Source organism: Escherichia sp. 93.1518, assembly GCF_013368915.2.
GTDB classification, from domain to species: Bacteria; Pseudomonadota; Gammaproteobacteria; order Enterobacterales; family Enterobacteriaceae; genus Escherichia; species Escherichia ruysiae.
This window is the reverse complement of the sequence record NZ_JABWMT020000002.1, coordinates 134956-147861: the sequence shown is the minus strand read 5'-3', so window position 1 is coordinate 147861 and position 12906 is coordinate 134956. Positions and strand designations below refer to the sequence as shown.

Sequence of the window (12906 nt, the reverse complement as noted above, 5' to 3'; positions counted from 1 at the left end):
CAATCTTGCGCTTTAATTTTTTTCGCTGATAAGGAAGCTTTTAAACTGCGGCGACATCCAGGTTTTAAAGCTATCGCCCTCTTTGGTGATCATATAAACCGCCAGCCCTTCCCGGCGAACAACCTCTTTGGCTTTCTCCGGCCCCAGTACCATCAAGCCGGTATCCCAGGCGTCGGCTTCCAGCGCCGTCGGGGCAATCACCGTCACGGATACCAGATTGTGTTCAATGGGACGCCCGGTTTGCGGATCAATAACATGGGAAAGGCGTTTGCCGTCCAGCTCGTAATAGTTGCGATAGCTGCCAGAAGTGCTGATACCGTGACCATTGATGTCAACCACGGCCTGAACCGCGTTCTCTTTATCGGTCGGTTTTTGGATCGCCACCCGCCACGGCTGCCCTTCGCCGTTCATGCCACGGCTGTTCAGCGCGCCGCCCACCGACACCAGATAGCGGGAAAGCCCTTCCTGCTCCATTAAGCGTGCCAGATGATCTGCCGCATAACCTTCGCCGACGGTGGAAAGATCGACATATAAGTCCGGCAGATCTTTTTGCAGATATTGCTGATGTGACTGATTAATGACCGTCAGATGCTGTAACCCAGTTTTGGCTTTCATCGCGTCGATCTGTTCCTGGTTCGGGATTTGTACCGGCTGTTGTTCCGGGCCAAAGCCCCACAGATTCACCAGCGGCCCGACAGTAATATCCATCGCGCCATCGGTTTTGGTGCCAATGCGCAGCGAGGTGGTGATGATATCGGCCATCGCTTCACTTACCGGCCACAGCGACAAACTTTTCGAGTCGTTAAAGCGCATCAGCGCGGAGTCTTTTTTATAGGTCGAAAGCAGCTGATCGTCGGCGTCCAGCTGGGTCTGAATCTTCTCTTTAAGTTCAGCACTGCGTTTGGCATCAAGGCCAGGGATGCTGGCACGCCAGAAGGTTCCCATCGTTTTGCCTTCAAGAACGGTAACTTCAGTAGCGTGGGATTTGGCGGGTTGTGTTTTTTGATCGCAACCAACAAAGAAGAGCGCGGCAGCCAGCAATGCCACGCGGGTAAAGCTTATTTCCATACGTGATTATCCTCATGCGAACGGTCGCAAGAGTACACCAAAAAACTGCGTTTGTACGCTGAAAACAATGAAAAAAGGGCCCGCAGGCCCTTTGTTCGATATAAATCGAGATTAGAACTGGTAAACCAGACCCAGAGCCACGATGTCATCAGTGTTGATGCCAGCAGCGCGGGTGAACTGGTTGTCGTCCAGCAGGTTGATTTTGTAGTCAACGTAGGTGGACATGTTTTTGTTGAAGTAGTAGGTAGCACCAACATCAACATATTTCAGGATATCTTCGTCGTCGTAGTTACGACCAGCAACGACACCCAGGTTTTTACCTTTAGACTGCAGGTATGCTACAGACGGACGCAGACCGAAGTCGAACTGGTACTGAGCAACAGCTTCGAAGTTCTGTGCTTTGTTCGCCCAACCCAGAGAACCTACGCGAGTTGCGTTGTAGGTCTGGGTGTACTGAGCAGCCAGGTAGATGTTGTTAGCGTCGTATTTCAGACCACCAGTGTAGGTTTCAGCACGGTCGCCGTTACCGATGTAAGCAGCGCTGTTCTGATCATCAGTACGTTTGGAGCTGGAAACTGCAGCACCGATACCGAAGCCTTCGTAATCATAAGTGATAGAACCGCCAACGCCGTCGCCGTTCTGACGCAGAGCACCACGACCGTTGTTGGTCATGCCTTCGCCGCTTACGCTACCGTTTTTACCCTGGTACTGAACAGCAAAGTTCAGACCGTCAACCAGACCGAAGAAGTCGGTGTTACGGTAGGTCGCGAAGCCGTTACCACGCTGCTGCATGAAGTTGTCAGAACCGTAAGTGTCGCCACCGAATTCTGGCAGTACGTCGGTCCAGGAAGTTACGTCGTAAACAACGCCGTAGTTACGACCGTAGTCGAAAGAACCAACGTCCTGGAATTTCAGACCAGCGAATGCCACACGGGTCCAGGAGTTTTCTTTGTTGTCTTCAGAGGTATTGCCCTGGATCTGATATTCCCACTGGCCGTAACCGGTCAGCTGGTCAGTAACCTGAGTTTCGCCTTTGAAACCAAGACGTACATAGGTCTGGTCGCCGTCTTCTGACTTGTTGTCAGAGAAATAGTGCAGGCCGTCTACTTTACCGTACAGATCTAATTTGTTGCCGTCTTTGTTGTAAACTTCAGCAGCGTTTGCTGCGCCTGCTACCAGCAGAGCTGGGACCAGGAGGGACAGTACTTTAACTTTCATGTTATTAACCCTCTGTTATATGCCTTTATTTGCTTTTTTATGCCACTGCATACTGATTAACCCTCATTAATCAGTCGGCAAGTCCATTCTCCCCAAAAATGCAGAATAATCCAACACGAATATGATACTAAAACTTTTAAGATGTTTCATTTATCGCTATAGATGTTTCAAAATGTAAATATGATGGAACTTTTTAAGATTCTTGATGATTGGCGAAATAAGCACCTAACATCAAGCAATAATAATTCAAAGGTAAAATCAATAACTTATTCTTAAGTACTTGATAGCACTGAATGCCAAAACAAAATCTTCACTCGCAACTAAAATATGTCTCGCTATCATCATTAACTTTATTTATTACCGTCATTCATTTCTGAATGTCTGTTTACCCCTATTTCAACCGGATGCCTCGCATCCGGTTTTTTTTACCCTTCTTTACACAACTTTTATTTTTTTGTACTACCGCTAGAAAATTATAACGCTTGTTAATAATTTCACAAAAATTTAACAAGATATAATTCCCGCCATCTTTTCTTTATCCGTAATTAATTTCGCTCTTCTTTTTGCAGATTATTTGTACAGCAGAATGCGGTGTGTACATCTATTTCCCATCGGGCAGAACGAGACATATCGTTGAGGAATAGAGAATCATCTATCGGGTAATAGTCTGGAATTTCGCACTGTACCCTTTATACTGCCCTATCACTTCGCGAAGTTTTAACAGGTCATAAACACGAATGCGTCAGAAAGAGACAACGGCCACGACCCGCTTTTCACTCCTACCGGGGAGCATTACCCGCTTCTTTTTACTGTTGATCATTGTGTTGCTGGTGATGATGGGTGTAATGGTACAAAGCGCAGTCAACGCCTGGCTGAAAGATAAAAGCTACCAGATTGTCGACATTACTCATGCTATACAAAAGCGCGTCGATACCTGGCGTTACGTGACCTGGCAGATCTACGACAACATCGCTGCAACGACTTCACCTTCCACCAGTGAAAGTTTGCAAGAGACGCGTCTGAAACAGGATGTCTACTATCTGGAAAAACCGCGTCGCAAAACAGAAGCCCTGATCTTTGGTTCTCACGACAACTCAACGCTTGAGATGACCCAACGAATGTCTACTTATCTGGACACATTATGGGGCGCAGAAAATGTACCGTGGTCGATGTATTATCTGAACGGGCAGGATAACAGCCTGATTCTTATCTCGACCCTGCCGTTAAAAGATCTCACCTCCGGATTTAAAGAATCGACTGTCAGTGACATTGTTGATTCTCGTCGCGCGGAGATGCTGCAACAGGCTAACGCCCTGGATGAACGTGAAAGTTTTTCTAACCTGCGCCGTCTTGCCTGGCAGAACGGTCATTATTTTACCTTGCGTACAACCTTTAACCAGCCGGGACATCTGGCAACGGTGGTTGCATTTGATCTGCCTATTAATGATCTAATCCCGCCAGGGATGCCGCTGGATAGCTTCCGTCTTGAACCAGAAGCAGGTACTGCGGGTAACAATAATAATGAGAAAGAAGCAACGGATAGCGTCAGCATTAACTTTAATAGTTCGAAGATTGAAATCTCTTCGGCGCTCAACTCCACCGATATGCGGCTGGTCTGGCAGGTTCCTTACGGCACTTTACTGCTGGATACATTGCAAAATATTCTGCTGCCACTGCTGCTGAACATTGGTTTGCTGGCGCTGGCGCTTTTTGGTTACACCACCTTTCGCCATTTTTCCGGGCGCAGCACAGAAAGCGTTCCCAGTACCGCAGTGAATAACGAACTGCGTATCTTGCGGGCAATAAATGAAGAGATTGTGTCACTGCTGCCACTCGGTCTGCTGGTTCACGATCAGGAATCGAATCGCACAGTTATCAGCAATAAGATTGCCGACCATCTGCTGCCGCATTTGAATCTGCAAAACATCACCACCATGGCAGAACAGCATCAGGGGATTATTCAGGCGACCGTCAATAACGAGCTGTATGAAATTCGCATGTTCCGCAGCCAGATAGCGCCGCGTACGCAAATCTTCATCATTCGCGATCAGGATCGCGAGGTGCTGGTGAACAAGAAACTCAAGCAGGCGCAGCGTCTGTACGAGAAAAACCAGCAGGGCCGGATGGCCTTTATGCAAAACATTGGTGATGCGCTGAAAGAACCCGCACGGTCACTGGCGGAAAGTGCGGCTAAACTCAACTCCCCGGAAAGCAAACAACTGGCAAATCAGGCTGATGTGCTGGTGCGCCTGGTCGATGAAATTCAGCTAGCGAACATGCTTGCGGACGATAGCTGGAAGAGCGAGACCGAGCTTTTCTCCGTACAGGATTTAATCGATGAAGTGGTTCCTGCTGTGCTACCGGCAATGAAGCACAAAGGCCTGCAACTACTGATTAACAATCATCTGAAAGCACACGATATGCGCCGTGGCGATCGCGATGCTTTACGCCGTATTTTGCTGCTGTTGATGCAATATGCCGTCACCTCAACGCAACTGGGGAAAATTACCCTTGAGGTTGATCAGGATGAATCCTCTGACGAACGTCTGACTTTCCGCATTCTGGACACCGGAGACGGTGTAAGCATTCATGAAATGGATAATTTACACTTCCCGTTCATCAACCAGACCCAAAGCGATCGCTATGGCAAGGCGGACCCGTTGGCATTCTGGTTGAGTGATCAACTGGCGCGAAAACTGGGCGGTCATTTAAATATTAAAACGCGGGACGGGCTTGGTACACGCTACTCCGTGCATATCAAAATGCTGCCTGCAGACCCGGACGTTGAAGAGGAAGAGGAACGTTTACTGGATGATGTCACCGTGATGGTGGATGTAACTTCCACAGAAATTCGGAATATTGTCACTCGCCAGTTAGAAAATTGGGGTGCAACCTGTATCACACCCGATGAAAGATTAATTAGTCAGGATTATGATATCTTTTTAACGGATAATCCGTCTAATCTTACTGCCTCTGGCTTGCTTTTAAGCGATGATGAGTCTGGCGTACGGGAAATTGGGCCTGGTCAATTGTGCGTCAACTTCAATATGAGCAATGCTATGCAGGAAGCGGTCTTACAATTAATTGAAGTGCAACTGGCGCAGGAAGAGGTGACAGAATCGCCTATGGGTGGAGATGAAAATGCACAACTCCATGCCAGCGGCTATTATGCGCTCTTTGTAGACACAGTACCGGATGATGTTAAGAGGCTATATACTGAAGCAGCAACCAGTGACTTTGCTGCATTAGCCCAAACGGCTCATCGTCTTAAAGGCGTGTTTGCCATGCTAAATCTGGTACCCGGCAAGCAGTTATGTGAAACGCTGGAACATCTTATTCGCGAGAAGGATGTCCCAGGAACAGAAAAATACATCAGCGACATTGACAGCTATGTCAAGAGCTTGCTGTAGCAAGGTAGCCTATTACATGAACAATATGAACGTAATTATTGCCGATGACCATCCGATAGTACTGTTCGGTATTCGCAAATCACTTGAACAAATCGAGTGGGTGAATGTTGTCGGCGAATTTGAAGATTCCACAGCACTGATCAACAACCTGCCGAAACTGGATGCGCACGTGTTGATTACCGATCTCTCCATGCCTGGAGATAAATACGGTGACGGGATCACCTTGATCAAATACATCAAGCGTCATTTCCCAAGCCTGTCGATCATTGTTCTGACCATGAACAACAACCCGGCAATTCTTAGCGCGGTACTGGATCTGGATATCGAAGGGATCGTCCTGAAGCAAGGCGCGCCTACGGATCTGCCAAAAGCCCTCGCCGCGCTGCAAAAAGGCAAGAAATTTACCCCAGAAAGCGTATCTCGTCTGCTGGAGAAAATCAGCGCCAGTGGTTACGGCGACAAGCGTCTCTCACCTAAAGAGAGTGAAGTACTGCGCCTGTTTGCAGAAGGTTTCCTGGTTACCGAGATTGCTAAAAAGCTCAACCGTAGCATCAAAACCATCAGCAGCCAGAAGAAATCCGCGATGATGAAGCTGGGTGTCGAGAACGATATCGCCCTGCTGAATTATCTCTCTTCTGTGACCTTAAGTCCGGCAGATAAAGAGTAATCTCCCGACAGGCCAGATAAGCACCGACCGCCGGATGCGGCGTAAACGCCTTATCCGGCCTACAAATCCCGCTATTTCAATATATTACACAAACGTAGGCCTGATAAGACGCGCCAGCGTCGCATCAGGCATTTGCTCCGACAGCTCCTACGATTTCCGCGATTTCCTGACCCTCTCGGCATATACCGTCAGCGTCTGTTTTATCACATCCAGCGTTACCGGCTTCGACAGGCAGCTGTCCATACCGGACTCCAGACACCGCTGCTTCTCTTCAGCCAACGCATTAGCAGTTACTCCGATTACCGGCAACGTTAACCCCAGCTGGCGGATACATTGCGTTAACCGGTAACCGTCCATATTTGGCATGTTGACGTCACTAAGCACGATATCGATATGATTCTTGCTTAGTACATTAAGCGCATCGACGCCATCATTTGCCGTTTTACACTGATAACCCAACGATCCGAGCTGATCGGCTAGTAAGCGACGATTAATCGGATGATCGTCAACCACCAGAATCATCATGTCGTCATTGCTGGTGGAGTCTTTGTCCGTCAACGGCAGAACGTTGGCAGGATCATCACTTTCAATTTCTATCCGATAGATACGCGCCAGTAGCACAGGCAGTTCATGCGACGAGGCGACGCTATGCACCCACTCACCGGGCGCTCTCTCCAGCGGAATGCCAATATGTCGACGGCAGAAAGTCACCACCGCTCTGCCCTGCCATTTTTCCCTCAGCGCCTCATCAGTAATCAACACATCCTCCGGTGAGGGTTCCTGACCTTCGTATGTTGTAACGATTACACCACTGCGCTGCAAACTGGTTTCGATAAACTGGCATAGTGACGCATTACGTACCGCCAACCAGCAGCGTTTACCCGTTAATCCTTCGACACCTTTTTTATGTGGATATTGCGCACCATACAGCGGAATACGTACCGTAAACTGGCTTCCCATACCTGGTTCAGACTCCACCGAGATATCACCGTCCATCATGCTGATCAGTTTTTCACAAATCGCCAGCCCCAGACCGGTTCCCTGGAAGTTACGCTGTACACCCGTCCCTACCTGGAAGAAGGGATCGAACAGCCGCACCACTTCTTTCGCCGGAATCCCCACGCCAGTATCGCGAACGCGAATAGAAAGATAATCGCCATCAGCACGGACATGCAGAACAATGCAGCCGGTATCGGTAAATTTAATGGCGTTACTCAACAGATTGGAGATGACCTGCTGTAAACGCATCGGATCGCCGTTTAAGGTTACCGGCACATCCGGTTCAATAAAGCAGTACAAACCAAGCTGCTTTCGCACCACCAGCGGCAAATAGTTGGCGGTGATATGGTTCATCACTTCACGCGGTGAAAACTCACGCGGCTCTATCTTTAACTGTTCCGATTCAATCTTCGAGAAATCGAGAATGTCGCTGATAATTTTCAACAGCAGGCTGGAAGAGTTATTCATTGCCGTCACCAGACGGTCAACGCCTTTCGGTAACTCTTTGGTTTGCAACAGATCCAGGTTACCGATAATGCCATACAGCGGCGTTCGCAACTCGTGGCTGACGGTGGCAAGGAACATCGATTTCGACTGACTCGCCTGTTCTGCCGCCTGCGCCATCTCTTGCAACGACTCTTCCATCTTCACACGTGAAGAAACATCGACAAGTACACACATCGCCACGTTTTCATTACGATAGCGCGAATGAACAAAGCTGATTTGCAGATTAGTATTGTTGCTGGTCAGGACATCGACAAAATTGACTTGCTGCCCACAGATAATTTGCGTCAGCCGCTGGCGATCCTCATGCGTAAGCATATTGAGATAGGTATGTGCCAGTTCGTTACTCAAAATATTGACACCATCAGCGGTGCGCAAAATACAGATCCCCACCGGGGCGGAGGCGACAATCTTGCGATTAAACTGCTCGTGTTCTTCCAGCCGCTGGGCGTCACTTTCTGCCGGAATGAAAATACGCCGCTCGTACATCCGCGCGAGGGTAAACAGCGCCGCACCGGCAATAACATTCAGCAAAATAGCGTTAAGTATCAGCATACGAATGCGTTCCAGCACCTGATCTACAGGCACCGAGTAAACAATACTTAACGATGATGGCGGCAGATTTTTCTTCAGCACCAGCTCATGGAAGCCAGGTGTATAACCAAACCAGGAACGTTCCTGCATCCAACGCGGTTCAGCCTCGATTTTGCTTTCTGGTCCGGTCAACGAAATCAGGGTATGACCATTCTCATCAAGGATAGTAACCCCCATCGGTAATGTACCTGGTAAGAAGAAGTTCTCCATCCGAATGGTTTGCTCAACGCCCAACAAAGCCTGCAAACGGTTCGCCAGATACACCGGCGTCAGCGCGTAGAAATATCCAACGCCAGGACGCGGGCCTTCGCTGATCCAATAAAGGTTGCTGCCGCTGTCATCCTGCGGAGCATTACGATACTTATTGATGCGCTCATGCAGAGCTTTCAGGGCGGTGTCGCGTTCAACCGGCATATCACGCAGGCCAAAGTTTGCCATGCAGAGGTTATCGCTGCCGATCAAAAATACGCGGTTGAGATCGTAAGCTGCAGAGAAATTATCGCGCCAGTAGCGCATAAACCACGCCAGCGACTCCAGAGAGCCGCGCCAGGTGTTACTCATCGCGGAACAGTCGGAATCGGCAAACAACGGTTCGAACACGGGCACATCCGCTTGCGTTTCTCGCCCACGCGGGGAAAGCACGCCGTTTTCTACAGATAAGCGATTTTCAGCAATGTACTTCAGCTCTTTCATCACGTCAGAAGTACGTTGAATAAACCGCTGAGCCTGATCGGAACTCAGGTTAAATTCCTGACGAATCTCTGATTCTCGCTGATGCAGGGCATTGACGATGTAAAACACTGATGAAAAAGCAATCAACAGCCAGAGCAATAACGCCAATGCTCTGAACATATAGCGCGAGACTTTCAGGGTTGTGCGAAAAGAAGCAAGGTATTTCAAAGGGGCGAAGCTCCGCCTCAGGTGACCGATGGAGTGTGGTTAAGGTAGCGGTAAAAGCGTGCCACCGCAATGTTCTCTCTTCTCGGTAATATGATACACCGCCGAGAAATCATCACCTTAACCCCCAATAATAGTGCTATGCCGGAACAATACTGATGGAGAAAAGGACGCGTAATATGAAATGGATATATCCTCGCCGCTTACGCAATCAAATGATCCTGATGGCAATCCTGATGGTCATTGTCCCAACGCTTACTATTGGTTATATCGTAGAAACGGAAGGACGTTCAGCAGTCTTATCTGAAAAAGAGAAAAAACTTTCTGCCGTGCTCAACCTGCTTAATCAGGCGTTAGGCGATCGCTACGATCTCTATATCGACTTACCGCGTGAGGAGCGTATCCGCGCATTGAATGCAGAGCTTGCCCCCATTACCGAAAATATTACTCGCGCCTTTCCTGGCATAGGTGCTGGTTATTATAACAAGACGCTGGATGCGATAATCACCTACGCGCCTTCATCGCTATATCAGAATAATGTGGGCGTGACGATTGCTGCGGATCACCCTGGTCGCGAAGTTATGCGTACAAATACCCCTTTGGTTTATTCAGGCAGGCAGGTGCGCGGCGATATTTTGAATTCAATGATCCCCATTGAACGTAATGGTGAAGTCCTCGGTTATATCTGGGCCAATGAATTAACCGAAGATATTCGCCGCCAGGCCTGGAAAATGGATGTGAGGATTATCATTGTACTCACCGCCGGTTTGCTGATAAGCCTGCTGTTGATTGTGCTTTTCTCCCGTCGCCTGAGCGCCAATATAGATATCATCACCGACGGCCTCTCGAATCTGGCGCAAAATATTCCCACTCGATTACCACAATTGCCCGGTGAAATGGGGCAAATCAGTCAGAGTGTTAACAACCTCGCCCAGGCACTGCGTGAAACGCGGACACTTAACGATCTGATTATTGAAAACGCTGCCGATGGCGTCATTGCCATCGACCGCCAGGGTGATGTAACCACCATGAACCCAGCAGCAGAAGTCATCACTGGCTATCAACGTCATGAACTGGTAGGGCAGCCTTACTCCATGTTGTTCGACAATACTCAGTTCTACAGTCCCGTTCTGGATACGCTGGAACATGGCACCGAACACGTGGCGCTGGAGATCAGTTTTCCAGGCCGAGACCGCACCATTGAAATCAGTGTCACTACCAGCCGTATTCATAACACGCATGGTGAAATGATAGGTGCTTTGGTGATTTTCTCTGATTTAACTGCCCGCAAAGAAACCCAACGCCGCATGGCGCAAGCTGAACGCCTCGCCACACTGGGTGAGCTGATGGCTGGTGTGGCGCATGAAGTCCGTAATCCGCTGACGGCTATTCGTGGTTATGTACAGATCTTGCGCCAACAAACCACTGACCCAATACATCAGGAATATCTGTCCGTAGTACTCAAAGAAATCGACTCAATTAACAAAGTCATTCAGCAATTGCTCGATTTTTCACGCCCACGCCACAGTCAATGGCAACAAGTCAGCCTCAATGCATTGATTGAAGAAACGCTGGTACTGGTGCAAACCGCCGGCGTACAAGCGCGGGTCGACTTCATAAGCGAACTGGATAATGAATTAAGTCCGATTATCGCCGATCGTGAACTGCTCAAACAGGTACTACTGAATATCCTGATCAATGCCGTCCAGGCTATCAGTGCACGAGGGAAAATTCGCATTCGAACCTGGCAGTACAGCGACTCACAACAGGCCATTTCGATAGAAGACAACGGCTGTGGCATTGATCTCTCGCTGCAAAAAAAGATCTTCGATCCCTTTTTCACCACCAAAGCCTCAGGAACCGGGCTTGGTCTGGCGTTAAGTCAACGCATCATTAACGCCCATCAGGGTGATATTCGCGTCACCAGTTTGCCGGGCTACGGCGCAACCTTCACCCTTATTTTACCGATCAACCCACAGGGAAATCAGACCGTATGACCGCTATTAATCGCATCCTTATTGTTGATGATGAAGATAATGTTCGCCGTATGCTGAGCACCGCTTTTGCACTACAAGGATACGAAACACATTGTGCGAACAACGGACGCACAGCATTAAACCTGTTTGCCGATATTCACCCTGACGTGGTGTTGATGGATATCCGTATGCCAGAGATGGACGGCATCAAGGCACTAAAGGAGATGCGCAGCCATGAGACTCGGACACCCGTTATTCTGATGACGGCCTATGCTGAAGTGGAAACCGCCGTCGAAGCACTACGCTGCGGGGCCTTTGACTATGTTATTAAACCGTTTGATCTCGATGAGTTGAATTTAATCGTTCAGCGCGCTTTACAACTCCAGTCAATGAAAAAAGAGATCCGCCATCTGCACCAGGCACTGAGCACCAGTTGGCAATGGGGGCATATTCTCACCAACAGCCCGGCAATGATGGACATCTGCAAAGACACCGCCAAAATTGCCCTTTCTCAGGCCAGCGTCTTGATTAGCGGTGAAAGCGGCACCGGGAAAGAATTGATTGCCAGAGCGATTCACTACAATTCGCGGCGGGCAAAGGGGCCGTTTATTAAAGTCAACTGCGCGGCGCTGCCGGAATCGTTGCTCGAAAGTGAACTGTTTGGTCATGAAAAAGGCGCATTTACTGGTGCACAAACCTTGCGTCAGGGATTATTTGAACGCGCCAACGAGGGGACTCTGCTCCTCGACGAAATTGGCGAAATGCCGCTGGTACTGCAAGCCAAATTACTACGCATTCCGCAGGAACGGGAATTTGAACGGATTGGCGGTCATCAGACCATAAAAGTTGATATCCGCATCATTGCCGCCACCAACCGTGACTTGCAGGCGATGGTAAAAGAAGGCACCTTCCGTGAAGATCTCTTTTATCGCCTTAACGTTATTCATTTAGTACTGCCGCCTCTGCGCGATCGTCGGGAAGATATTTCCCTGTTAGCTAATCACTTTTTGCAAAAATTCAGTAGTGAGAATCAGCGCGATATTATCGACATCGATCCGATGGCAATGTCACTGCTTACCACCTGGTCATGGCCGGGAAATATTCGAGAGCTTTCCAACGTCATTGAACGCGCCGTCGTGATGAACTCAGGCCCGATCATTTTTTCTGAGGATCTTCCGCCACAGATTCGTCAGCCAGTCTGTAATGCTGGAGAGGCAAAAACAGCCCCTGTCGGTGAGCGTAATTTAAAAGAGGAAATTAAACGCGTCGAAAAACGCATCATTATGGAAGTGCTGGAACAACAAGATGGAAACCGAACCCGCACAGCTTTAATGCTGGGTATCAGTCGCCGTGCATTGATGTATAAACTCCAGGAATACGGTATCGATCCGGCGGATGTATAACACCAAAACTTGCTATGCAGAAATTTGCACAGTGCGCAAATTTCTGCATAGCCGCTCAATCTCCTTCTTAACCCACATCTGATTTATTCTTTTCTATTCAATCAGTTAAGAAACAACATCCAATATTCTCATTCTGGCACTCCCCTTGCTATTCCCTGACTGTACCCACA

Annotated in this window: 7 protein-coding genes; 4 read left to right on the top strand and 3 right to left on the bottom strand. The window is 48.8% G+C overall.

Annotated elements, in window-relative coordinates; all coding sequences use genetic code 11:
* Positions 1-12: 12 nt before the first annotated feature.
* Together apbE and ompC are read right to left on the bottom strand one after the other, a co-directional pair.
* Positions 13-1068 carry an FAD:protein FMN transferase ApbE gene (gene apbE, locus HEN21_RS02270; RefSeq protein ID WP_176251991.1) on the bottom strand — a complete coding sequence of 352 codons (1056 nt, stop codon included), beginning with the start codon at positions 1066-1068 and terminating at the stop codon, positions 13-15.
* Positions 1069-1179: 111 nt separating this feature from the next.
* Positions 1180-2286, bottom strand: coding sequence for a porin OmpC (ompC, locus tag HEN21_RS02265; RefSeq protein WP_107164533.1), 1107 nt, complete (start codon positions 2284-2286; stop codon positions 1180-1182).
* A gap of 737 nt (positions 2287-3023) precedes the next feature.
* Here ompC and rcsD point away from each other — a divergent pair.
* Both rcsD and rcsB read left to right on the top strand, forming a co-directional pair.
* Positions 3024-5696: a phosphotransferase RcsD gene (gene rcsD / locus HEN21_RS02260; RefSeq protein ID WP_176251992.1), complete on the top strand. Its 2673-nt coding sequence runs from the start codon at positions 3024-3026 to the stop codon at positions 5694-5696.
* A gap of 16 nt (positions 5697-5712) precedes the next feature.
* Positions 5713-6363, top strand: a complete 651-nt coding sequence (rcsB, locus tag HEN21_RS02255; protein WP_001516743.1) for a response regulator transcription factor RcsB — start codon at positions 5713-5715, stop codon at positions 6361-6363.
* A 147-nt stretch (positions 6364-6510) separates the two neighbouring features.
* Here the strand turns inward: rcsB and rcsC are convergent, their stop codons facing one another.
* On the bottom strand, positions 6511-9360 hold the full coding sequence (rcsC, locus tag HEN21_RS02250; RefSeq protein ID WP_176251993.1) for a two-component system sensor histidine kinase RcsC: 2850 nt from the start codon (positions 9358-9360) through the stop codon (positions 6511-6513).
* Between the two features lie 176 nt (positions 9361-9536).
* Between rcsC and atoS the strand changes: the two genes are divergently transcribed.
* Both atoS and atoC read left to right on the top strand, forming a co-directional pair.
* A complete protein-coding gene (atoS, locus tag HEN21_RS02245; protein ID WP_105284962.1) occupies positions 9537-11354 on the top strand; it encodes a two-component system sensor histidine kinase AtoS in 1818 nt (605 codons plus the stop codon).
* A complete protein-coding gene (gene atoC / locus HEN21_RS02240; protein ID WP_176251994.1) occupies positions 11351-12736 on the top strand; it encodes an acetoacetate metabolism transcriptional regulator AtoC in 1386 nt (461 codons plus the stop codon). The genes atoS and atoC overlap by 4 nt, the downstream gene beginning before the upstream one ends.
* Positions 12737-12906 lie beyond the last annotated feature (170 nt).